Raw genomic sequence first — 22,595 nt, 5'->3', positions numbered from 1 at the left:
GTCCGGCTCCGCCGCAACGATGGTCGCCGCCGGTCCGCTCAACCCCCGACGGGCGGACCGGCGGCACCGCCGCGGATCTCAGCCCGCATCCGGGGACGAGGCGTCGTCCTCCCCCAGCGCCCCCAGGACCAGGTCCAGCACCGCCACCGCGCCGGCCTTGTCCAGCGGCGAGTTCCCGTTGCCGCACTTCGGCGACTGCACGCACGACGGGCACCCGGTCCGGCACTCGCAGTCGCGCACGGCCGCACGGGTCGCGGCGAGCCACCGGCCCAGCACAGCGTGCCCGCGCTCGGCCAGACCCGCGCCGCCGGGATGACCGTCGTGCACGAACACCGTGGGCAGGCCGGTGTCCGGATGCAGGGCGGTGGACAGTCCGCCGATGTCCCAGCGGTCGCAGATCGCGAACAGCGGGAGCAGGCCGATCGCGGCGTGCTCGGCGGCGTGCAGGGCGCCCGGGATCCGGGCCTGGTCCAGGCCGATGCCGGCCAGCGCCTCGTCGTCGATCGTGTACCAGACCGACCGGGTGCGCAGCGTCTGCACGGGAAGGTCCAGCGCCGTCGTGTCCAGCACCGTCCCGTCCGGGGTCCGGCGCCGGTACCCGACGACCTGGCTGCTCACCGACACGTCGCCGAACGACACCCGCACCGGCCCGGTCCGGCGCTCCGAGGCCACGTCGAGCACCTCGACGTCGGAGACCGACTGCGCCTCGGTGCGCCAGTCCGGGTCCTCGGGGTGCACCAGCGCGATCCCCGCCTCGAGGTCCAGCTCGTCGACGACGTAGCTCTCCCCGCGGTGCAGGTACACCGCACCGGGGTGCGCGGTGCCCGGCGCGCTGCCGCCGTCCACCGTGCCGAGCATCCGCCCGGTCGCGGCCTCGACCATCGCGACCTGCCCCAGTCCGGACCCGCGGATGTCCACCGTCGCGGCCGGTCGCACGCCGGTGTCCGGCCAGAACCAGCCCGCCGGGCGCCGTCTCAGGACCCCCTCCTCGACGAGCGCGTCGAGCACCTCCTCGGCGGGCGCTCCGCCGAAGATCTCGGCCACGTCGACGGTCGTCAGCGGCATCTCGGCGGCCGCGCACGCCAGCTGCGGGGCGAGCACGTACGGGTTCGTCGGGTCCAGCACGCAGGTCTCCACCGGCGTCCCGACCAGGGCGTACGGGTGGTGCACCAGGTAGGTGTCGAGCGGGTCGTCGCGGGCCACGAGCACGACCAGCGCCTCCTCGCGCTCGCGCCCGGCACGCCCGGCCTGCTGCCAGAACGACGCCCGGGTGCCCGGGAACCCGGCGAGCACCACCGAGTCCAGGCCCGAGATGTCCACGCCCAGCTCGAGCGCGTTCGTCGTCGCGACCCCGAGCAGCTCGCCGCGGGCCAGCGCGGACTCGAGCGCACGGCGCTCCTCGGGCAGGTAGCCGCCGCGGTAGGACGCCACCCGTTCCGCCAGGTCCGGGTCGATCTCGCGGACCTGACGCTGCGCACCCAGCGCGGTCAGCTCGGCGGCGCGCCGGGAGCGGACGAAGGCCAGCGTCCGCGCCCCCTCCAGGACCAGGTCGGCGAGCATCCGGGCGGCCTCGCTCCCGGCGGCGCGGCGCACCGGGGCGCCGTTGTCCCCGGTGATCTCGTGCAGCAGCGGCGGCTCCCAGAACGCGACGGTCCGTCCGGCGTGCGGCGAGCCGTCCTCGGTCACGGCGACGACGTCGCGCCCGGTGAGCCGGGACGCGAACTCCGCGGGCCGGGCGACCGTCGCCGACGCCATCACGACCACCGGGTGGGCGCCGTAGCGCGCGGCCACCCGCAGCAGCCGTCGCAGCAGCAGCGACACGTGCGAGCCGAACACGCCGCGGTAGGTGTGGCACTCGTCGACCACGATGAACTCGAGCCTGCGGAAGAACGCCGACCAGCGCCCGTGCCAGGGCAGCAGCGAGCGGTGGACCATGTCCGGGTTGCTGAACACCCAGCGCGAGTGCTTCCGGACCCAGTCGCGCTCGTCCATCGGGGTGTCCCCGTCGAACGACGACGGCCGCACGCCCTCGGGAGCGATCTCCCCGAGCGCGCGCAGCTGGTCGGCGGCCAGTGCCTTGGTCGGCGCCAGGTACAGCGCGGTCGCGCGCGGGTCGTCGTGCAGGCCCGCGAGCACCGGCAGCTGGTAGACCAGCGACTTCCCGGACGCCGTCCCGGTCGCGACGACGACGTCGTGCCCGTCGCGCACGAGCTGGGCGCCGTGGGCCTGATGGCTCCACGGCCGCTCGACACCCCGCGCCACCAGCGACTCCCGCAGCGGGTCGGGCACCCAGTCCGGCCAGTCGGCGACCCGGCCCTCCCGCGGCGGGAGCCGGATCACGTGCCGGAGGCTGTCCGGCTCCCCGGCGTCATCGGCGTCGGGGGTGGAGTCGAGGTCGGGGGCTCCCGTGCCGTCGGACGCCCGCGAGGGATCGATCCCCGACCCGGCCAGCACGCGTCGCAGCAGCTCCAGCCCACGCTCGGACCGGGCGGCCCCCGCTCCGGAACCGCCGTCGACGGGGCCCTGCGTGCCCTGACCGATCGCCGACGTGTCCACGGAGAGCCAGGCTGGCACACCGCACCGACAACGGCCGATCAGCCACCACCGCACGCCGTCCCGCAGCCGTGGACCGATCTGTGTTGTTGATCACGACGGGAACCTTTTCGCACGTTGTGACGCCCGCCGCAGTGCGAGGTGAGCCACACTTCTACACTGCACGCGCCCGGCACCGGACCCCTCCGGCGTGGGCGCTGTATACACGCGCGGCTCCGCCGCGCGCTCTGTCGACGCCAGGGATGCCGTCGTCGGGCGGGCACCCGCGGGTGCACCGGCCGCCGCGGTCGACCCTGGTCGGATGAATCCACTGAACCAGGAGGACGGATGTTCCAGTCCACCCTCGCGCAGGGCCTCGAGCTCGGAGCGGGAGATCTCACCGTTGTCGGTGTGGTCGCGGTGGTCGCCCTCGTCGCCCTGGCCGTCGGCGGTCTGCTGATCAAGGAGGTGCTCTCCTACGGCGAGGGCACGACCTCGATGCAGGAGATCGGCCGCGCGGTCCAGGAAGGCGCCACGGCGTACCTCAACCGCCAGTTCCGCACACTCGCGATCTTCGCGGTGATCGTGTTCGTTCTGTTGTTCGCCCTTCCGGCGGAGGACATGGGTGAACGCATCGGCCGGTCGATCTTCTTCGTCATCGGCGCGGTCTTCTCGGCCGTCATCGGGTACCTGGGCATGTGGCTGGCCACACGCGCCAACATCCGCGTCGCCGCAGCCGCCCGTGAGCCGAACGGCCGGGTCACCGCGACCCGGATCGCGTTCCGCACCGGCGGCGTGGTCGGCATGTTCACCGTCGGCCTGGGCCTGTTCGGCGCGGCCGTCGTCGTGCTGGTCTACGCCGGCCAGGCGCCCCGCGTCCTGGAGGGCTTCGGCTTCGGCGCCGCCCTGCTGGCGATGTTCATGCGGGTCGGCGGCGGCATCTTCACCAAGGCCGCCGACGTGGGCGCCGACCTCGTCGGCAAGGTCGAGCAGGGCATCCCCGAGGACGACCCCCGCAACGCCGCCACCATCGCCGACAACGTGGGCGACAACGTCGGCGACTGCGCCGGCATGGCCGCGGACCTGTTCGAGTCCTACGCCGTCACCCTGGTCGCGGCCCTGATCCTGGGCACCGCGGCGTTCGGCCTGCAGGGCCTGCTGTTCCCGCTGATCGTCCCGGCGATCGGTGTCGTCACCGCGATCCTGGGTGTCTACCTGACCAAGGCGCGCGAGGGCGAGAACAGCCTCAAGGCGATCAACCGCAGCTTCTACCTGTCGGCGGCGTTCGCCGGCGTGCTGTCGATCATCGCCGCGTTCGTCTACCTGCCGGGCACCTTCGGCGAGCTGACGAACCCCTCCGACGCCTCGGTCGCCGCCCTGACCGCCGACCCGCGCCTGATCGCGTCGGTCGCCGTGATCATCGGCATCGTGCTGGCCGCGGTCATCCTCAAGATCACCGGCTACTACACCGGCACCGAGGACTCCCCGGTCAAGGACGTCGGCAAGTCGTCGCTGACCGGCCCGGCCACCGTGATCCTGTCCGGCATCTCGATCGGCTTCGAGTCGGCCGTCTACACCGCCCTGGTCATCTCGGCCGCGGTCTACGGTGCGTTCCTGCTGTCCGGCTCGATCGTGGTCTCGCTGTTCGCGGTCGCGCTGGCCGGTACCGGCCTGCTGACCACGGTCGGCGTCATCGTCGCGATGGACACGTTCGGCCCGGTCTCGGACAACGCGCAGGGCATCGCCGAGATGTCCGGTGACGTCGAGGGCGACGGCGTGGACATCCTGACCGAGCTCGACGCGGTCGGGAACACCACCAAGGCCATCACCAAGGGCATCGCGATCGCGACGGCCGTGCTCGCCGCGACGGCGCTGTTCGGCTCCTACCGCGACGCGATCAGCCAGGCGCTGGACTCGGCCGGCGTGGCCGCCGACCAGGTCGGCACCTCGTTCGCCTACGAGGTGTTCAGCCCGAACACCCTGGTCGGCGTCATCATCGGTGCGTCGGTGGTGTTCATGTTCTCCGGCCTCGCGGTCAACGCCGTGACGCGTGCCGCGGGTGCGGTCGTGTTCGAGGTCCGCCGCCAGTTCCGCGAGATGCCCGGCATCATGGACCGCACCCAGCGGCCCGAGTACAGCAAGGTCGTCGACATCTGCACCCGGGACTCGCTGCGCGAGCTCGCCACCCCGGGCCTGCTGGCGATCCTCGCCCCGATCGCGGTCGGCTTCGGCCTCGGCGTCGGCCCGCTGGCCGGCTACCTGGCCGGTGCGATCGCGACCGGCGTCCTGATGGCGATCTTCCTGGCCAACTCCGGTGGTGCCTGGGACAACGCCAAGAAGCTGGTCGAGGACGGCAACCACGGTGGCAAGGGGTCGGACGCCCACGAGGCGACGATCATCGGTGACACCGTCGGTGACCCGTTCAAGGACACCGCCGGCCCGGCCATCAACCCGCTGATCAAGGTGATGAACCTGGTCGCGGTCCTGATCGCCCCGGCCATCGTCGCGCTGTCGGTCCCCGGCTCCTCGCCGGTGATCCGCATCGTGATCGCGCTCGTCGCGGTCGCGGTCATCGCGGCGGCGGTCGTGGTGTCGAAGCGGCGCACGTCGTCGATCACCGACACCCCCGCGGAGAGCACGGTCGGCTAGACCGCTCCGCACGCCGGACCACGAAGGCCGTTCACCCTGTTCGCGGGGTGAGCGGCCTTCGTCGCGTTCACCCGGTTCGGCTAGTCTCCGATCGCCGGACCGGCGAGGATCCATCCGGTTGGAGGAGCAGATGGGCGAACGTCAGGGTGCACGCGGTCGCATCCGTGTGAGCGGCATCGTGGCGGCCGTGGCCGTGACGGTCACCGGCTGCGGCGGGTCGGGCATCACCGCCGAGCAGTGGACCGACCAGATGTGCGGGGCGGTCCTGCCGTTCGTGCAGACGGCGACGACGCCGCCCGCGGCCGCCGCGGACCCGGCCGCGACCACCCGCGGGATCAGCGACTACCTCGGACGCTCCACCACCGCCCTGGACGGGACCCTGGAGACGCTGCAACGCCTCGGCGCCGCCCCGGTCGACGACGGGGAGGCCGTCAGCACCCGCCTGCGCGACTCGCTGACCGACATCCGTACGGCGTTCGCCACGTCGAAGAGCCAGGTCGACGCCCTCGACACCGGTGACCCGGCCGCTCTTCAACAGAAGCTCCCGGAGGCGCTCGCCCCGGTCTCCCGGCTGCAGAGCGACACCGCACTCGCCGGGCTGACGTCGAACGCGGAGCTCTCGGCGGCGTCCCAGAGCTCGGCGAACTGCCGTCGTCTCGGAGAGGTCTCCCGCGCCGCGAGCGCGAGTGCGTCCCCGGCCCCCGAGGCCCCCGCACCCGCGAACGGGGAGGGCGGCGGCGGCTGAGGCGCGCCGTCGTCATACCGTCTCAACGGGCGCTCCCCGCCCCGCAGCGGGCAGGGGCGCCGCGCGCACGTGGGCCGCGTCTCCCCCGAGCCCACCCGAGAAGAACTCCGAGGAGCGCCGACGATGGCCCCCTTCGCCCGGCCGGCCGTGGCCGCCGCCGCCCTGATCGCCGCACTGCTCGCCGGCGGCTGCTCGACGACGGTCGCCGGTACGCCGTCCGCGGACCCGGCACCGCGGCCCACCGCGGGCCCCGGTGCCGACCCGGTGGTCTGGGGCGACAAGGTCTGCGGCGCGCTGCTGTCCTACTACCAGCCGCTCTCGGCCCGCCCGGACTACAACGGTGCCGACCTGGGCGGCATCAAGACCCGCCTCTCGGAGTACCTGGGCCGGGTCGCCGGCGGGATCGGGCAGGGCCAGACCCAGCTCAAGGCCGTGGGCGCCTCGCCGGTCACCGGTGGCGACCAGTTCGCGAAGGCGATCGGCGACCTGCTGACCCGCACCGGCACGACCGTCGGGCAGGCCAAGGCCGACGTCGACTCGGCGAACCCGGCCGACGTCGCCGGGTTCGAGGGCAAGCTCAAGGCAGCCCAGGACAAGCTGACCACGATCGGTGCCGCGCAGGGGCTCAACCAGCTCGGCGCGACGCCCCGCCTGGACAAGGCCGTCGCCGCGGCCCCGAAGTGCAAGCAGCTCAACCAGCTGGCCAAGCCCAGCTGACGCACCGCCGGGAGATCGACGGCGGGTCGCGATCGACTCCGTCGAACATTCGTTCTATCCTGCGGCCGTGCCGCAGATGTCGCTGTTCTCCGCGGAGGCCCGCCCGGCCGGGCTCGCCGACCTCGCCGGGCTGCTCTGCGGGCCCGGACGGATCGCGCGCTTCGGCGCGGGTGACACGGCCCGTCTCGACGTCCCGCTGCCGCACGACGGCCGTGAGCGGGCGCTGCGGGCCGTCGTGGCCGCCCGGGACGTCACCCTGCGGGCCGACGACGACGGCGCCTCGATGCGCAGCGCCTACCGGCGCGACCTGGTGCCCCTGGCCCGGGCCTGGACCGGCCCGCGCGGCGGCAAGTGCGTCCCGGCCGGCTTCCAGCTCGACGGCGCCACCCTGCGGCTGTGGGCCCTGGCCGCGGGCTGCGCCGACCTGCGCGGCGGCTACCTGCTACTGCTCGACCCGGACGCCGTCGACACGCACGGACCGCTGGTCGCCGCGACCACCCGGGCCGGCCTTCCCCCGGCGCGGCTGGCGACCGGGGAATGCGGCGTTCCCGGGCCCGCGTTGAGGATCCACGGGTCCCGTCGCCTCGCCCGGCTGGTCGAGCTCGTCGGCCCCGCGCCGTCCGGTCTGGATCCGGCGGAGTGGCCCCGTCACCGAGGGCGACCGGCCGCCTGACCTGCCGGATCCGGGTAGGAATAGGGTGCTCGTCACGCACCCGACCGACGGCGGTGGGGTTCTTCCCGCCGCGCGGCTGTGCGACGGTGTGAGATCGTGCGAACCGAGACCGGGCGTCGACCTGCGGGTGGATGCGCCGTCCCGGCCGCCGCACACGGGCCGCGACGAGCGGCCTGAGAACGGCGAGGACGTCGCCACGAGAGAGCGACGCGGCCGGAGAGATGGGGTATGACCAGGTGGCAACGGGAACGACCAGTTCGGGCACGACACGCGCCGAGGCGACAGAGGCCGGCGGGAGCCCCCGGACACCCACCACAACGGCCACGGCGGCGAGCCGCCCGCTCAAGCGGCTGGTGATCGTCGAGTCCCCCACCAAGGCGAAGAAGATCGCGCCCTACCTCGGCAGCGACTACATCGTGGAGTCCTCGGTCGGTCACATCCGTGACCTGCCGCGCGGCGCCGCGGACGTCCCGGCCAAGTACAAGGGCGAGTCCTGGGCCCGCCTGGGCGTGGACGTCGACAACGCGTTCAGCCCCCTCTACATCGTCACGCCGGAGAAGCGCAGCACCGTCTCCGAGCTGCGCGAGGCCCTGAAGTCGGTCGACGAGCTCCTGCTCGCGACGGACCCCGACCGCGAGGGCGAGGCCATCGCCTGGCACCTGCTCGAGACGCTCAAGCCGAAGGTCCCGGTCCGCCGGATGGTCTTCCACGAGATCACCGAGTCGGCGATCCGGGCGGCGGCGGAGAACACCCGCGAGCTCGACCAGGACCTCGTCGACGCGCAGGAGACCCGCCGGATCCTGGACCGCCTCTACGGCTACGAGGTCTCCCCCGTGCTGTGGAAGAAGGTCATGCCGCGCCTGTCGGCGGGCCGCGTGCAGTCGGTGGCGACCCGCCTGATCGTGCAGCGCGAGCGGGAGCGCATCGCGTTCCGCTCCGCCGAGTACTGGGACATCGCCGCGACGATGGACGCCGGCGCCGAGGCCACCCCGCGCCAGTTCGGCTCGCGCCTGGTCGCCGTCGACGGCACCCGGGTGGCCACCGGTCGCGACTTCGGTTCCGACGGCAAGCTCAAGGGCAACGAGGTCCGCGTCCTCGACGAGGGCGGCGCCCGCCGTCTGGCCGAGGCGCTGCAGGGCCGCGACCTGACCGTCTCCTCGGTCGAGTCGAAGCCGTACACGCGCAAGCCCTACGCGCCGTTCATGACCTCGACGCTGCAGCAGGAGGCCGGCCGCAAGCTGCGGTTCTCCGCCGAGCGCACGATGCGCGGCGCGCAGCGGCTGTACGAGAACGGCTACATCACCTACATGCGTACCGACTCGACGACGCTGTCCGAGTCGGCCATCTCCGCCGCCCGCAGCCAGGCCCGCGAGCTCTACGGCGACGCCTACGTCGCCGACAAGCCGCGCCAGTACACGCGCAAGGTCAAGAACGCCCAGGAGGCGCACGAGGCCATCCGCCCCGCCGGCGAGGCCTTCCGCACCCCCGGCGAGATCGCCCGCGAGGTCGACGGCGACGACTTCCGTCTCTACGAGCTGATCTGGCAGCGCACGATCGCATCGCAGATGAACGACGCGCGCGGCACGTCGATCAGCGTCCGGATCACCGGGACGGCCGGCACCGGCGAGGAGGTCACGTTCGCCTCGTCCGGGCGCACGATCACCTTCCCCGGGTTCCTCAAGGCCTACGTCGAGACCGTCGAGGAGGGCAGCGGCGGCGAGGCCGACGACGCCGAGTCGCGGCTCCCGCAGCTCACCGAGGGCCAGGCGCTGACCGCGGCCGAGCTGACCGCCGAGGGCCACTCGACGAACCCGCCGTCGCGGTTCTCCGAGCCCAGCCTGGTCAAGCGGCTCGAGGAGCTCGGGATCGGCCGCCCGTCGACCTACGCCTCGATCATCAAGACGATCCTGGACCGCGGGTACGTGTGGAAGAAGGGTTCTGCGCTGGTCCCGTCCTGGGTCGCCTTCTCGGTGATCGGGCTGATGGAGCACCACTTCGGCCAGCTCGTCGACTACGACTTCACCGCCGCGATGGAGGACGACCTCGACTCGATCGCGTCCGGGTCGGACTCGCGTACGGACTGGCTCAACGGCTTCTACTTCGGCGCCGCCAAGGGCGGTGAGGGCTCCGTCGCCCGCGCCGGCGGTCTGAAGAAGCTGGTCGGGGCGAACCTCGAGGAGATCGACGCCCGGACGGTGAACTCGATCCCGATGTTCACCGACTCCGACGGCCGCGACGTCGTGGTCCGGGTCGGGCGCTACGGCCCCTACCTGGAGCGCATGGTCGAGGAGAAGGCCCAGCGGGCGAACCTGCCCGAGGAGCTGCCGCCGGACGAGCTCACCGCGGAGATCGCCGAGAAGCTGTTCTCGGTGCCGCAGGAGGGCCGCAAGCTGGGCACCGACCCGGTCACCGGGCACGAGATCGTGGCGAAGGAGGGCCGGTTCGGCCCGTACGTCACCGAGATCCTGCCCGAGCCGGAGGCCCCGGCCGAGACGGCGACCGGCGCGAAGAAGAAGGCCCCGGCCAAGCCGAAGCCGCGCACCGGCTCGCTGTTCAAGTCGATGGCCGTGGACTCGGTGACGCTCGAGGACGCGCTGCGGCTGCTGTCGCTGCCGCGGGTCGTCGGGACCGACCCGGAGTCGCACGAGGAGATCACCGCCCAGAACGGCCGCTACGGGCCGTACCTGAAGAAGGGCACCGACTCGCGGTCGCTGACCGACGAGGAGCAGCTGTTCACGGTCACCCTGGAGCAGGCTCAGGCGATCTACGCCCAGCCCAAGCAGCGGGGACGCAGCGCCTCGGCCCAGCCGCCGCTGCGCGAGCTCGGTGAGGACCCCTCGACCGGCCAGAAAATGGTGATCAAGGACGGGCGCTTCGGCCCGTACGTCACCGACGGCCAGTCGAACGCGAGCCTGCGCAAGGGCGACTCGGTCGAGGAGCTGACCGACGACCGCGCCTCCGAGCTCCTCGCCGAGCGCCGCGCCAAGGCCCCGCCCAAGAAGGCCCCGGCCAAGCGCGCTCCCGCGAAGTCGACCACGAGCAAGACGGCGGCGGCCAAGAAGACGACGAGCACGACGGCGAAGAAGGCCCCCGCCAAACGCACGACCACCCGCAAGACCCCCGCCAAGTAACCCGGCAGGGCTGGACAGACCGAACGAGCGTGACGTTCGCGGCGACCTACGCCACGAACCTCACGCTCGTTCTGTTCGGTGCGGGCCCGGCTCAGCCGACGAGCTGCTTCTTCACGGCTGCGGCGATGCGACCACCTTCCGCGCGGCCCTCCGCGGCGGCGTTCGCCTTCTTCATGACCTGGCCCATCTGACGCGGGCCGGGCTGCTCCCCGGTCTCGGCGGTGACGTCGGCGACGGCCTGGCGGGCGAGGGCGTCGACCTCGTCGTCGGAGAGCTGGGTGGGCAGGTAGCGGGCCAGCACCTCGGCCTCCGCGCGCTCCTGGGCGGCCTGCTCGTCACGCCCGGCCGCGGCGAACGCCTCCGCCGACTCGGCCCGCTTCTTCGACTCCTTGGTGATCACGGTGAGCACCTCGTCGTCGGAGAGCTCACGCGCGCTGGTGCCCGAGACCTCGGCGTTGCCGATCGCGGTCAGGGTCAGGCGCAGGGTGGCCTTGACCAGCTCGTCGCGGCTCTTCATGGCGGCGGTGAGGTCGGTGCGCAACTGCTCCTTGAGGGTGGTCACGGTCGTGCACACTAGTCCGCTGCCGGTGCTCGTTCCGCCCTCGCTCCTCCCGGGTGATCGGGTCGTACCCTGGGATTCGTGAACACCTGGTCCCGCATCGCTCTGGGAACCGTCGCCACCGGCGCCGCCACGCTCGCCTACGCGGTGGGCATCGAACGCCGGCACTGGACGTTGCGTGAGGCCACGCTGCCCGTCCTGGCCGCCGACGCCCGACCGTTGCGTCTCCTGCACGTCTCCGACCTGCACCTGACGCCCGGTCAGCGGAGCAAGATCCGCTGGGTGTCCGAGCTGGCGTCCCTGGAGCCGGACCTGGTGATCAACACCGGGGACAACCTCGCACACACCGCCGCCGTCCCCGGCGTCCTGGCCGCGCTGGGCCCGCTGCTCGAGCGGCCGGGCGCGTTCGTGTTCGGCAGCAACGACTACTACGGCCCCACGCCGAAGAACCCGGCCCGCTACCTACGCCGCGGCGACACCCGACGGGTGCACGGCGAGAAGCTGCCGTGGACGGACCTGCGCGCCGCCTTCCGCGAGCACGGCTGGCTCGACGCCACCCACGCCCGTCACCACCTGACCGTCGACGGCCGGACGATCGCGATCGCCGGCGTCGACGACCCGCACCTGAACCTGGACCGCTACCCGCGGATCTCCGGCCACGACGACGCCGCGGACCTGCGCCTGGGCCTGACCCACTCCCCCGAGCCGCGCGTGCTCGACGGGTTCGCCGCCGACGGCTGCGACCTCGTCCTGGCCGGCCACACGCACGGTGGGCAACTCCGGATCCCGGGCTACGGCGCGGTGGTCACCAACTGCGGGATCGACCGCTCCCGGGCCCGCGGGGCGTCGCGGTGGGGCAGCCACACGCGGCTGCACGTCTCGGCCGGACTGGGCACCTCGCCCTACGCCCCGGTCCGCTTCGCCTGCCCTCCGGAGGCGACCCTCCTGACCCTGGTGCCGCGCCCGGTGACGTCGACGGCCGGGCGGGACACCCCCGCGTCGGCCGGGAGGAGCGTCGGGTAGAGTTCTCCATGGTTCGCGGGGATGCCCGCGCAACTTCGGGGTGTGGCGCAGCTTGGTAGCGCGCTTCGTTCGGGACGAAGAGGTCGCAGGTTCAAATCCTGTCACCCCGACCACACAAGGGCCCTGGTCAGAGACTCGCAAGAGTCGGAGACCAGGGCCTTCGTCATTGGTCGGTGACGCGCCCGACGATCACTCGCGGCGCTGCCGGATCCAGAGCGTCAGGGCGGTGACGCCGAGCCACAGGGTGGCCGGCCAGACGATCAGCCGCTCCAGTGCCCCGCCCATCTCCGGCAGGCCTCCGAACAGGAACACCACCGCGGCCACCGTCGCGACGAGCCCGAGCCCGGCGGCGGTCGCGGCGAGGAACCGGTTCGGCCGGGGCAGCACCGCCGCCGTGAGCAGCAGCGCCACCGGCTGAGCGACGAAGACGGGCGTCGACACCAGCAGATGGACGTCGAGCGAGACGTCCAGCGGCACGAGCCCGGTGCCGATCGACCCCAGCCCGGTGACCACCCACGCCCCGACCGCGGTGGCACCGAGAGCGCCGGGCCTGAGCATCGGACGGCTGAGCAGCACCCCGATGACCATCAGAAGTCCGGAGGCGACAAAGGTGCCGTTCATCGCCGCGTTCCAGGGCGAGCACACCGCCAGGGCCCCGGCCGGCCCGGCGTACTCGTCGCACGTCACGGCTCCGAGCTCGCTGATGGTGCCGCTCCCCAGGTCGTAGGGCACGGTCACCGCACCGGCGACGAGCAGCTCCAGCGGAACGTAGAAGAGCTGCAGCGTCAGCAGGACGAGCCCGAACGACACACGGGTTGATGCGCTCTTCGCCGGTGTCGCGGTATCGCGCCGGGTCGAGGACGACGTCATCGCCCCACCATTGCGTGATCGGCGCGCGGGGTCGTCATTCGTTCGATCGATCCGGTCGCAGGCGGCGGCGCGCCGGTGATCTTTGTCAAAGGACAGACAACCCTCTCCTTACGTAAGTTCACCCTCAATCACGGAAGGAACCGATATGCCTCGATCGTTGCTGCGCGCGTTCTCCGCGGGTGCAGTCCTGCTCCTCGTCCTGACCGGTTGCTCGTCCGGGAGCGAGGACACCGCACCGTCGGCCGAGCCCGCCGCGGGCGGCGCGTTCCCGGTCACCCTGAACCACGCCTTCGGCTCGACGACGATCGAGCGCGCACCGCAGCGGGTCGTCACGATCGGCTACAACGAGGCCGACTTCGCGATGGCCCTCGGCGTGCAGCCGGTCGCCGAGCGCGAGTTCATCGGCGACTTCCCGTTCCAGCAGCGCCCGTGGCTCCCGCAGCCGCCGCTCGGCCCCACACCGCAGGTGCTCGACGCGACGACGCTCCCCGTCGAGCAGATCGCCGCGCTGCGGCCCGACGTGATCCTCGGCGTGTACTCGTTCATCGACAAGCCGACCTACGACCGGCTCGCCCGGATCGCGCCGACGGTCGCCCAGTCGACCCCGGACGGCACGAACCCGGCGAACTGGGAGGAGCAGACCCGCATCACCGGGCAGGCCCTGGGCCGTACCGAGCAGGCCGAGCAGGTCATCACCGACACACGTCGCACGTTCACCGACGCGATCGCCGCCCACCCCGAGTTCCGGGGCAAGCGCCTGTCGATGGACTTCGTCCTGGAGGGCAAGCCGATCAACATGGGTACCGACGACCTGCGCGCCCAACTGTTCGCCGGGCTCGGGTTCACCGTCCGGCCGGACAGCCAGAACCTCTCGCTGGAGCAGCAGGGCCGGCTGGACAACGACGTCATCGTGGTCCTCGGCCGGACGAAGGCCGAGTCGCTGGCCGACCCGGTGTTCGCCGCCATCCCCGCCGTGCGCGAGGGCCGGGTGGCCTACCTCGGCGACTTCGGCACCGAGTTCGCCGGCGCGCTGGGGTACTCCAGCCCGCTCTCGCTGTCCTACGCCATCGACGACGTCAGCCCGAAGCTCTCGGCCGCACTGCGCGGCGAGGCCCCCGGCGCCTGACGCCGGGCCCCTCGGAGGGTTCGTCGACCTCTGCGACGAGGCGAGGAGTGCGCCCGCCGGCCGGGCGGGCGCCTCCATCGCCACGTGGTGCCCGACACCGTCGAGCACCACCGACCTCAGGTCCGTCGCGAACTGCCCATCGTCGACGACGTGAACTCGCCCGATCCACCTCCGACCACGAGTTCCGGAACCGATGTCGAGAACCCGCGGCCGGCTCCGTCCCCGGTGCGAGAACAGCCACGAACCGGGGAGGACCACGATGGGCAGGATCGTTGTGAGCAGCGCGATCAGTGTGGACGGCTACACCGAGGGCACGGGCGGCGACATCATGGCGATGCCGCTCGACCAGGCGTTCAACGAGCACAACGCCTAGCAGATCGGCCGTGCGAGCCCTGCTCGACGTGCGTCGCCGGGACGGCTCCGAGAACGTCCTGCTCAGCTACGCCGTCACCGGCTGAGGCGCGAACGCCCCCTCCGGGCTGAACACTGCCTCCGCGAAGCGCTCCGCGATGCGGCGGTGGGTGGCCGCGTCGGGGTGGAGGCGGTCGGGCAGGGGCAGGTCGGCGTGGTCCGCATCGCCGTAGAGGTCGAGGCCGTCGAGGTAGGTCAGGTTCGGGTCGTCGACGGAACGCTGCGCCACGATCCGGGCCAGCTCGGTGCGGATGACCGTCAGGGTGAGCTTCCCGGCCGCCCGTTCCGCCGGATCCCCCGTCGCCCTGAACCGCATCGAGCCGTCCTCCATGTCCACCGCTCCCGGTCCGGGGGTGTCCTCGTGGATCGGGCACAGGATCGGCGACACGACCAGCAGCGGCGTCGTCGGGTGGCCGTCACGGATCGTGTCGAGGAAGCCGTGCACGGCCGGGCCGAACGCGCGCAGCCGCATGACGTCGGCGTTGACCAGGTTGATGCCGATCTTGACGCTGATCAGGTCGGCCGGGGTGTCACGCATCGCGCGGGCGGTGAACGGGTCGAGCATCGCGCTGCCGCCGAAGCCGAGGTTGACCAGGTCGACGCCGCCGCGCGCCGCGGCCAGCGCCGCCCACGTCGTCGACGGGCTCGCGGCGTTGGAACCGTGGCTGATCGAGCTGCCGTGGTGCAGCCACACCCGGCGCTCCCCCGCGGGCACCGCCTCGACGGGCGCGTCGGTGCGCAGTGCGACCAGTTCGGTGATCTCGGTGTGCGGCAGCCAGATCTCGACGTCCTTGACGCGGTCCGCCAGGCCGTCGAACCGCACGGTGCCGACCGGCCCGGGACGGGTCTCCGCGGTCCCGGTGGCCATGTCCAGGAGCAGGACCTTGCCGCCGGTCGTGCTCGCCTGCGCCACCAGCTCACCGTCGACGAGCAGGTCGTAGACGCCGTCGGGGCGCAGCGGCATGCCCCGGTAGCCGACCCGGGTGCGCAGTGTGTCCAGCTCGACGACGCCGGCCCGGGTCCGGAACACCACCCGGACGCCGGAGGGCTGGGCCTCGGCCATCGCCAGCTGCCCGTCGCCCTGGGCCCGGGCCCGGACGGGTAGGCGGTGCGGCGCGAGCCCGTGCTCGGTGCGTTCGAGCTCCAGCGCCCCGCGCAGCAGGTCCGGGGTGATCGGGGTCGTGATGTGATCGTTCACGATCACATCCTGTCGGCCACGCGACGGCCCCGCACGATCTTTACCGCGGTGCCGTTCAGGAGGCGGGCTGCGTGTAGGTCAGGTGCACGACGCCGTTGCTGAACGACTCGGTGCCGGCCAGCGTCAGCGCCGTCCTGCCCGATCCCTCGGGGAACATCTTCGGCCCCTCGCCCAGCGCGAGCGGGAAGACGTAGAGGTGCAGCTCGTCGAGCAGGCCGTCGGCCAGCAGCGCGCGGACGAGCGTGCCGCTACCGTAGGTGTAGATCCCGCCGTCGACACCGTCCTTGAACTTCGTGATCGTGTCGACGTCGTAGGCGCCGAGCAGGTGCGAGTTGTTCCAGCCCTCGGCGTCGGTCCGGCTGCCGGAGACGACGTACTTGGGGGTGTTGTTGAAGAACGGCGCGCCCGGGTCGGTCTCCATGTCCCGAGAGCTCCAGGCCGGGCCCGACTCCTCCCAGGTCGTCCGGCCGAAGATGATCGCCTCGGAGCTGCCGGTGAGCTCGCCGATGGAGGCACCCATGTCGTCGGTGAACTCGTAGTCCATCGTCCACATCGGAGCACCGATCACTCCGTCGACGGTGGTGAACTCGTGTGCCTTGATGACGCCCATCGTGTGCTCCCGGAGGTGGTCGTGGTCCTGCGTCGCAGGTTTCGTCGGTGTGGACCGTGGGTGGCGGCGGATCTCATCGGTCGCGGTCGGAGGGCACATCCTGGCGTGCCCGCTGACGTACGGTCGTCACCGGCCCGGCCGACGGTGTACGGGTGAGCGAGATCCGAGGAGGACACAGGTGCAGCGGATCGTCTGCGAGAGCTTCGAGGAGCCCGCGGTGGTGGCACTCCGGGAGGAGCCGACTCCGGCCCCCGGCGACGGCGAGGTCCTCGTCGAGGTCGACGCGGTGGGCGTGAGCTTCGTCGACGACCTCATCGCACGCGGCCGCTACCAGGTCAAACCGCCGCTGCCCTACACCCCGGGCTCGAGCCTGGCCGGCCGCGTCACCGCCGTCGGCGACGGGGTCACCGCGCCCGCCGTCGGGGACCGCGTCGCGGCGCTGCTCACCGCGTTCGGCGGGTTCACCTCGCACGCCGTGCTCCCGGCGTCGGCGGTCGTCGCGGTACCCGACGGGGTCTCTCCGGAGATCGCGGCGACGGCGATCGAGAACTACTGCACGCTGGTCTTCGGCGTGACGCAGCGCGTCGCGGTGCAGCCCGGCGAGTGGGTCGTGGTGCTCGGCGCCGGGGGCGGGATCGGGCTGGCCGCCGTCGACGTCGCGCGCGGGCTCGGTGGCCGCGTCGTCGCGGTGGCGTCGTCGCAGGACAAGCGGGACGCCGCGACGGCCGCCGGGGCCGAGGTCGCGATCGACTACGCCGACCTCAAGGACGCCATCCGCGAGGTGACCGGCGGCGGGGCCGACGTCGTGATCGACCCGGTCGGCGGGCCCTCCGCCGAGGCCGCGCTCCGGGCGCTCGGCTCCGGCGGACGGTTCTGCGTCCTGGGCTTCGCCTCCGGTGACATCCCCCGGCTGCCCGCGAACATCGTGCTGCTGCGGAACCGCTCGATCGTCGGCGTGGACTGGGGCGACTGGGCGCGCGGGGACCAGGCCGCGGCGCTCGAGCTGGTCGTCGACGTGTTCGGCCGGATCTCCCGCGGTGAGCTGCACCCACCTCAGCCGCAGGTCCTCCCGCTGGCCGAGGCACCCGCCGCGCTGGCCGGCTACGCGAACCGGACCGTCGCCGGGAAGATCGCGCTCCGCCCCTGAGCCGATCCGCCCTGAGCCGATCCGGGCGTCATCAACGCTGATGACGCCCGGTAATGGGCCGACGACAGGTGGCGATGCTCCGTTCAGTGGCACGGATCCGGGCAACCGGACCTGGTAGCCGCAACGAACGGACCTTCGGCACCAGGAGCGGACCCCATGACGACGACCCAGTGGCAGACCACCGGCACCGCCTTCCCGGCGCCGTCACCGGAGCCCCGCCCGACCAACGGCCGGGCCACCGCGGGGTTCGTGCTCTCGATCGTCGGCCTGGTCGTCGGCTGGCTGCCGATCGTCGGGCTCCTGGTCGTCGGCCCCGCCCTCGGCCTCTCGATCAGCGGCTTCCTGCGCTCCCGGGACGGCCGGGCGGCCACCGCCGGCCGCAGCGTCGCCGGGATCGTGATGTCGGTGATCGGCGCCGTGATCTGCGTGGCGATGACGGTCGCCGTCGTCAACGCCGCTCCGGTCGCCCCCGCACCGGTCGCCGCACCGGCCCCGGTCGTCGCCCCCGCTCCGGTGCTGTTGCCCGTCCCGAACGTCGTCGGCTCCGGCGACGTCGCGGCCCGCGACATCCTGCTGCGGGCAGGCTTCACCAACGTGACCCTCGGCCCGTCGACCGGCTCGATCGCCGGTGTCGCGGCCGGCACCGTCACCACCCAGCTCCCGCTCGCCGGGGCGCAGGCCTCCGCCGGCGACCCGATCGTCCTGGGCGAGGCGTCGGCCCCGCCGCTGGTCGCGGCGCCGGAGCCCGTCGTCGCGCCGCAGTCGGCGCCGGTCACGCAGGAGCCCGCCGCCGTCGTCGACGAGCCCTCGGCCGACGTCGACACCCGCCGTCCGTTCGTCGCCGCACCGCGCGCCGCCTCGGTCCCGCAGTCCTCGTTGTCCGGGTCGAGCTCCTCCGGCGGCTCGGCCTACTACGCGAACTGCAGCGCGGCCCGCGCCGCCGGCGCCGCCCCGCTCAGCACCGGCGACCCCGGCTACTCCAGCAAGCTCGACCGCGACGGCGACGGTATCGCCTGCGAGTAGATCGACGGTCCGGTGGGGCGGTTCGGCTGAACCGCCCCACCGGCGCGCCGGGGATCAGACCTTCGTGTCGAGCAGGTCCTTCAGGTGCTGGTCGACCTGGCCGATGTAGGTCGGAGCGACGCCGAACAGACCGAGGTGGCCGAGGACGTCGTCGATCACCCGCAGCTCGCTGCCCTTGATCAGCTCCTGCTCGGCGACGTGGTCGCGGACCGGGAAGAACATGTCCTCGTTGATCGGCAGGACGAACGTCTTCGCCGTGATCCGGTCCAGCGCGGCCGCGAGGTCACCGCCGGTGTGCCGCGCGACGTCGCCGCGCTGCCACTTCCACGCCATCGCGAGCAGGTCGTTCGGGTCCATCGCGGTGAAGTAGGGCTCCAGGAAGCCGGCCAGGAACGCCTCCTTGGACTCGAACTCCAGCGCCCGCCACACCTCCTGCTTCCAGAACTCGGTGGAGAAGCCCATCACGGCCCAGATCCCGGCGTGCCGCGTCAGGCCGTCGACGACGTCGGCGTTGGACGTGTACTCCCCGCCGTTCCAGCCCGGGTCCGAGGTGATCGCCTCGATCAGGGCCTTGGTGTAGAGGAAGTCGTGCGGGGTGTTCTGGGCGGTGCCCGCGATGGGCGCGGCGCGCAGCACCTTGTCCGGGAAGCGGACGGCCCACTCGTAGGTCTGCTGGGCGCCCATCGACCCGCCGGTGACGAGCTGCAGCGTCTCGATCCCGAAGTGCTCGCGCAGCAGGCGCTCCTGGGCGACGACGTCGTCGCCGATCCGCACCTTCGGGAACTTCGACATCGCGATGGAGGCGTTCGGGCCGTCCGCGTTGTGCGGCGACGTCGACAGGCCCGACCCGATCTGGTCGATCACGACGATGAAGTACTTCTCCGGGTTCAGCGCGTGGTCGGGGCCGATGTAGACGTCACGCCAGATCTGGTGGGTGCCGGAGTACCAGGTCGACACGAAGATCGCGTTGTCCTTGGCGTCGTTGAGCGTGCCGAACGTGGCGACCGCGAGGTGGCAGTCCGGGATCGAGCCGCCTTCCTCCAGGTCCAGCTTCCCGATGGAGATCAGCTCGTAGTCGCCGTGGAACTCGTGGCTGTAGAACGGGTTGTCGATCATGTGGACGTTCCTCCTCGATGAGGGCGCCGGACGGCGGAGGGGTCGCCGCCCGCAGGCTCGTGTGTTCCCTACCACTACCGCGTCGGCGGGGACAGAAGCACGCGCCGTCACCGCGGGTACGCACCGCACACGCCGATCCCGCGGGCGGCGGCCGAGGTCTGAGCGCGAACGCCGTGGCCGAGCGGGCCCCGGGAGCGGCATCATCGACGCCATGAGCGAGCTGCCCGTGCCGCCCGAGGACCTGCGCGTGTCCGACGCGGACCGCAGGCGGGTCCAGGAACGGCTGCGGCGGGCGCACGAGTCCGGCGAGCTCGACCTCGGTGAGTTCGACGAGCGCGTCGGCGCGGCGTGGGCCGCCCGCACCCGGGCCGACCTGGTGCGCACCACGTCCGACCTGCCCGAACCCGAGGCGGCGCCCGCACCGAAGCCCGGCGGCCGGGTGTTCTCCGACTCCGGCGGCGGCGTCGCGATGCGGGTACTGACGATCATCTGGGCGTGCCTGTCCGCAGTCGCGCTCACGTCCTGGGGGATCGTCGCGCTGTCCACCGACGGCGACGTCGATCCGTGGTGGCTGTGGGTCGCCGGACCACCCGCGGCGGTCCTGCTGGTGCTCTACGTCGCCGGGATCGGCCGCCCGCCCCGGCTGTAGCGCCGGGGCCGGGCGGCCGGGCCGGGATCAGGACGTCGCGGCCTTCTCCTGCTCGTACTTCTTCGTCATGTGGTCGACGGCGTCGAGCTGGCTCTGTGCGTGCCCCTCACGGGTGTCCGTCGCCCGGGCCGCCGCGGCGCGGGTGCCGGCGGCCTGGTCCTGGAACTCCGGGAAGACGTGCTGGGCGATCAGCTCGTAGGACTTCTTGGTCGCCTCCGGGTTGGCCCACTCGTGGCCGAGCAGCAGCATCGCGCCGAAGCCGCCGTTGCTCTGGTCGACCAGCTTCTGGACCTGCGCCTTCGCGTCCTCGACGGTGCCGATGGCGCCGATCCCGGCGTCGTTGATGAAGTCGATCATCTCCTTGATGCTCGACCCGTCCACGGCCATCTGCGGGAACGCGGCGACCTTCTGGAAGTAGTTGAACCACTGCTCGATGCCGTACTCGACCTCGCGGTAGGCCTGCTCCTTGGTCTCCGCGATGTGCATCAGCCCGACCAGGCGCCAGCCTGCGCGGTCCGGCGTCGGCTGCCCGAAGTGCGCGGCCCGCTCCTCGACGACGCTCCAGTGGTGCGCAAGCGCGTCGAACCCGTCCTGGGTGAGGGTGGCGCCGATCGAGAGCAGCCCGGTGCCGAACCGGCCGGCCATGCGCGGCCCGGTCGGCGAGGCCACCGCGGCGACCGCGAGCTCGAAGCAGGGGTCGGTGTAGGGACGCAGCTGCAGCTGGGCGTCGACCAGGTTGTGCGTCTTCGTCTGCTGGGTGACCGTCTCACCGCGCAGCAGCCGGGTGATGATGTCGAGGTTCACCTCGAGCAGCTCACGGGTGTCGGTCGGGTTCAGCCCGATCATCGCCGAGTCGGTCGGCAGCGAGCCGGGGCCGACGCCGAGCATCGTGCGACCACGCGTCAGGTGGTCGAGCAGCACCATGCGGTCGGCCACCCACAGCGGGTTGTGGTAGCTGATCGAGGTGACGCCGGTGCCCAGCTTGATGGTGCGGGTGCGCTCGGCCGCGGCCGCGATGAAGATCTCCGGCGAGGCGATGATCTCGCTGCCGGCGGAGTGGTGCTCGCCGATCCACGCCTCGTCGTAGCCGAGGGCGTCCAGGTGGGAGACGAGGTCGAGGTCGCGCTGGAGGGCCAGCGTCGGGTTCTGGCCCGGCGAGTGGAAGGGCGCCAGGAAGGTGCCGAAACGGAGTCTGCTCACAAGTGCTCTCCTCGTCGAGATCGCGGTGCGCCCGGGGGCGCTCCTCCCGTCATACAGAGCGTGATCGGAGCCACGCAAGGGTTGCAGCGCCGCTGCACCGACGGGCCGGACGCCGGGGTGAACTCCGGGTGGACGTGCAACCGAAGGCACCGTCCCCCGATGCGATAGGTTCGCCGATCATGGGACACCGCGAGGAGCTGCTCGACGGGGCCGCGCAGTGCCTCTACGAAAAGGGGTTCGGCCGGACCACCGCGCGTGACGTCGTCGCGGCCTCGGGCACGAACCTCGCGTCGATCGGATACCACTTCGGGTCCAAGGACGCCCTGCTCACCGAGGCCCTCCTGACGGCGACCGCGGGCTGGGGCGAGGAGCTGGACAAGGCACTCGCCGAGCCGGACGCGACGACCACCGAGGATCCGCAGAGCCGGGTGGAGGACACCTGGAGCCGGGTGATCGGGCTGTTCGCCAGCCAGCGCCGGCTCTGGGCCACCCACGTCGAGGCGCTCGCCCAGGCCGATCGGCTGCCCGAGCTGCGCGAGTCGCTCGTCGCGGCCCAGCGCGAGGCGCGCGAGGGGCTCGCCCTGACCTTCCACACGCTGCCCGACGACCCCGAGGCCGCGGACCGTCGCGTGCACGTCCTCGGCGCGGTCTACCAGGCACTTCTCACCGGCGTGATGGTCCAGTGGCTGCTCGACCCGGACACCGCACCGACCGGCGTCGACGTGGCCGAGGGGCTACGGGCGATGGCAGACGAGCGGGCCGCGGCGCTCGCCTGAGGCGCTAGCGGACCTGCAGGCGCCCCAGCTCGACCCCGGGATCACCGACCGTCACCGTCAGCTCACCCGGTCGATCGACGACGAACCGGAGGCTCACGGTGCTCCCGGCCGTCACGTACCGGGACCAGCCGTAGCCCTGCAGCGTGACCCGCTCCGCGACGTCGCTGCCGACGACCAGGTCGACGACGGCACCGCGGGGCACCGCGACCACGGTGGCGGGCGGCTGGAGCGCGCCGGGCCGGTGGTCGAAGCGCACGCTCCGCACGCCGTCCGCCGAGGCCGCGGGCGTGATCGTGGGGGTCACCGGCACGGGCGGCGGCAGGGTGCCACACCCGACGAGCGAGGCCAGCGCGAGCACGGCGCCGACGGTCAGGGCCGACCCTCTGCGGGGACGGGGGGCCGCACGCACGATCGGTACTCCTCCCCGGCCGTCCCGGCAC

At 72.5% G+C, this 22,595-nt stretch carries 19 protein-coding genes and 1 tRNA gene; 12 read left to right on the top strand and 8 right to left on the bottom strand.

The annotated features are described in order from the left end of the window. Positions 1–78: 78 nt before the first annotated feature. Positions 79–2,454, bottom strand: coding sequence for a DEAD/DEAH box helicase (locus EV383_RS02030; protein WP_423213679.1), 2,376 nt, complete (start codon positions 2,452–2,454; stop codon positions 79–81). A gap of 426 nt (positions 2,455–2,880) precedes the next feature. On the opposite strand from EV383_RS02030, the gene EV383_RS02025 reads away from it, so the two are divergent. From EV383_RS02025 to topA, 5 genes are all read left to right on the top strand, one after another. Next, positions 2,881–5,181 carry a sodium-translocating pyrophosphatase gene (locus tag EV383_RS02025; protein WP_130288331.1) on the top strand — a complete coding sequence of 767 codons (2,301 nt, stop codon included), beginning with the start codon at positions 2,881–2,883 and terminating at the stop codon, positions 5,179–5,181. A 187-nt stretch (positions 5,182–5,368) separates the two neighbouring features. Next, positions 5,369–5,926 carry a hypothetical protein gene (locus EV383_RS02020; RefSeq protein ID WP_130288330.1) on the top strand — a complete coding sequence of 186 codons (558 nt, stop codon included), beginning with the start codon at positions 5,369–5,371 and terminating at the stop codon, positions 5,924–5,926. 123 nt (positions 5,927–6,049) lie between these two features. Further along, a complete protein-coding gene (locus EV383_RS02015; protein WP_130288329.1) occupies positions 6,050–6,643 on the top strand; it encodes a hypothetical protein in 594 nt (197 codons plus the stop codon). A 76-nt stretch (positions 6,644–6,719) separates the two neighbouring features. Next, a complete protein-coding gene (locus EV383_RS02010; protein ID WP_207223728.1) occupies positions 6,720–7,316 on the top strand; it encodes a hypothetical protein in 597 nt (198 codons plus the stop codon). A gap of 236 nt (positions 7,317–7,552) precedes the next feature. Next, on the top strand, positions 7,553–10,447 hold the full coding sequence (topA, locus tag EV383_RS02005) for a type I DNA topoisomerase (protein WP_423213623.1): 2,895 nt from the start codon (positions 7,553–7,555) through the stop codon (positions 10,445–10,447). 91 nt (positions 10,448–10,538) lie between these two features. Here the strand turns inward: topA and EV383_RS02000 are convergent, their stop codons facing one another. After that, complete coding sequence (locus tag EV383_RS02000) at positions 10,539–11,009, bottom strand: GatB/YqeY domain-containing protein (protein ID WP_130288326.1); 471 nt, start codon at positions 11,007–11,009, stop codon at positions 10,539–10,541. Between the two features lie 78 nt (positions 11,010–11,087). Here EV383_RS02000 and EV383_RS01995 point away from each other — a divergent pair, with 78 nt between their 5' ends. Both EV383_RS01995 and EV383_RS01990 read left to right on the top strand, forming a co-directional pair. After that, the gene (locus EV383_RS01995; protein WP_130288325.1) at positions 11,088–12,029 is read left to right on the top strand and encodes a metallophosphoesterase; all 942 of its coding nucleotides are present in this window, start codon (positions 11,088–11,090) and stop codon (positions 12,027–12,029) included. Positions 12,030–12,065: 36 nt separating this feature from the next. Next, positions 12,066–12,142: transfer RNA gene (locus tag EV383_RS01990), tRNA-Pro, on the top strand. 76 nt (positions 12,143–12,218) lie between these two features. On the opposite strand, the gene EV383_RS01985 is transcribed toward EV383_RS01990, so the two are convergent. Beyond that, entirely contained in the window at positions 12,219–12,899 is a 681-nt protein-coding gene (locus tag EV383_RS01985) for a DUF998 domain-containing protein (RefSeq protein ID WP_130288324.1), read from the bottom strand. 145 nt (positions 12,900–13,044) lie between these two features. Here EV383_RS01985 and EV383_RS01980 point away from each other — a divergent pair, with 145 nt between their 5' ends. Beyond that, the gene (locus tag EV383_RS01980; protein WP_130288323.1) at positions 13,045–14,025 is read left to right on the top strand and encodes an iron-siderophore ABC transporter substrate-binding protein; all 981 of its coding nucleotides are present in this window, start codon (positions 13,045–13,047) and stop codon (positions 14,023–14,025) included. Positions 14,026–14,464: 439 nt separating this feature from the next. Here the strand turns inward: EV383_RS01980 and EV383_RS01975 are convergent, their stop codons facing one another. Beyond that, complete coding sequence (locus tag EV383_RS01975; protein WP_130288322.1) at positions 14,465–15,634, bottom strand: GDSL-type esterase/lipase family protein; 1,170 nt, start codon at positions 15,632–15,634, stop codon at positions 14,465–14,467. Positions 15,635–15,689: 55 nt separating this feature from the next. Then, positions 15,690–16,244, bottom strand: a complete 555-nt coding sequence (locus EV383_RS01970) for a dihydrofolate reductase family protein (RefSeq protein WP_130288321.1) — start codon at positions 16,242–16,244, stop codon at positions 15,690–15,692. Between the two features lie 178 nt (positions 16,245–16,422). On the opposite strand from EV383_RS01970, the gene EV383_RS01965 reads away from it, so the two are divergent. Further along, the gene (locus EV383_RS01965; protein WP_130288320.1) at positions 16,423–17,391 is read left to right on the top strand and encodes an NADPH:quinone oxidoreductase family protein; all 969 of its coding nucleotides are present in this window, start codon (positions 16,423–16,425) and stop codon (positions 17,389–17,391) included. Between the two features lie 156 nt (positions 17,392–17,547). Further along, on the top strand, positions 17,548–18,414 hold the full coding sequence (locus EV383_RS31550) for an excalibur calcium-binding domain-containing protein (protein WP_242622850.1): 867 nt from the start codon (positions 17,548–17,550) through the stop codon (positions 18,412–18,414). A 54-nt stretch (positions 18,415–18,468) separates the two neighbouring features. Here EV383_RS31550 and EV383_RS01955 read toward each other — a convergent pair whose 3' ends face one another. Then, positions 18,469–19,530, bottom strand: coding sequence for an alpha/beta fold hydrolase (locus tag EV383_RS01955; protein ID WP_130288319.1), 1,062 nt, complete (start codon positions 19,528–19,530; stop codon positions 18,469–18,471). Positions 19,531–19,741: 211 nt separating this feature from the next. On the opposite strand from EV383_RS01955, the gene EV383_RS01950 reads away from it, so the two are divergent. After that, the gene (locus EV383_RS01950; protein WP_130288318.1) at positions 19,742–20,179 is read left to right on the top strand and encodes a DUF1707 SHOCT-like domain-containing protein; all 438 of its coding nucleotides are present in this window, start codon (positions 19,742–19,744) and stop codon (positions 20,177–20,179) included. Positions 20,180–20,206: 27 nt separating this feature from the next. Here EV383_RS01950 and EV383_RS01945 read toward each other — a convergent pair whose 3' ends face one another. Then, positions 20,207–21,379 (bottom strand): LLM class flavin-dependent oxidoreductase, encoded by a 1,173-nt coding sequence (locus tag EV383_RS01945; protein WP_130288317.1) that lies wholly within the window; start codon positions 21,377–21,379, stop codon positions 20,207–20,209. A 179-nt stretch (positions 21,380–21,558) separates the two neighbouring features. Between EV383_RS01945 and EV383_RS01940 the strand changes: the two genes are divergently transcribed. Continuing rightward, positions 21,559–22,155, top strand: a complete 597-nt coding sequence (locus EV383_RS01940) for a TetR/AcrR family transcriptional regulator (RefSeq protein ID WP_130288316.1) — start codon at positions 21,559–21,561, stop codon at positions 22,153–22,155. A 4-nt stretch (positions 22,156–22,159) separates the two neighbouring features. On the opposite strand, the gene EV383_RS01935 is transcribed toward EV383_RS01940, so the two are convergent. Further along, complete coding sequence (locus EV383_RS01935) at positions 22,160–22,564, bottom strand: hypothetical protein (protein WP_130288315.1); 405 nt, start codon at positions 22,562–22,564, stop codon at positions 22,160–22,162. Positions 22,565–22,595: the final 31 nt, after the last annotated feature.

The organism is Pseudonocardia sediminis, assembly GCF_004217185.1.
Classification (GTDB): Bacteria; Actinomycetota; Actinomycetes; order Mycobacteriales; family Pseudonocardiaceae; genus Pseudonocardia; species Pseudonocardia sediminis.
The sequence above is the reverse complement of the archived record's forward strand: the minus strand, read 5'-3'. Positions and strand labels throughout refer to the sequence as shown.

What these genes read in the sequence shown, in the direction of transcription:
- EV383_RS01980 (WP_130288323.1), top strand. Translation starts at nt 13,045, where the DNA reads ATGCCTCGATCGTTGCTGCGCGCGTTCTCCGCGGGTGCAGTCCTGCTC.
- EV383_RS01970 (WP_130288321.1), bottom strand. Translation starts at nt 16,244, where the DNA reads ATGGGCGTCATCAAGGCACACGAGTTCACCACCGTCGACGGAGTGATC.
- EV383_RS01985 (WP_130288324.1), bottom strand. Translation starts at nt 12,899, where the DNA reads ATGACGTCGTCCTCGACCCGGCGCGATACCGCGACACCGGCGAAGAGC.
- EV383_RS01950 (WP_130288318.1), top strand. Translation starts at nt 19,742, where the DNA reads ATGAGCGAGCTGCCCGTGCCGCCCGAGGACCTGCGCGTGTCCGACGCG.
- EV383_RS01955 (WP_130288319.1), bottom strand. Translation starts at nt 19,530, where the DNA reads ATGATCGACAACCCGTTCTACAGCCACGAGTTCCACGGCGACTACGAG.
- EV383_RS02010 (WP_207223728.1), top strand. Translation starts at nt 6,720, where the DNA reads ATGTCGCTGTTCTCCGCGGAGGCCCGCCCGGCCGGGCTCGCCGACCTC.
- EV383_RS02015 (WP_130288329.1), top strand. Translation starts at nt 6,050, where the DNA reads ATGGCCCCCTTCGCCCGGCCGGCCGTGGCCGCCGCCGCCCTGATCGCC.
- EV383_RS02025 (WP_130288331.1), top strand. Translation starts at nt 2,881, where the DNA reads ATGTTCCAGTCCACCCTCGCGCAGGGCCTCGAGCTCGGAGCGGGAGAT.
- EV383_RS31550 (WP_242622850.1), top strand. Translation starts at nt 17,548, where the DNA reads ATGACGACGACCCAGTGGCAGACCACCGGCACCGCCTTCCCGGCGCCG.
- EV383_RS01940 (WP_130288316.1), top strand. Translation starts at nt 21,559, where the DNA reads ATGGGACACCGCGAGGAGCTGCTCGACGGGGCCGCGCAGTGCCTCTAC.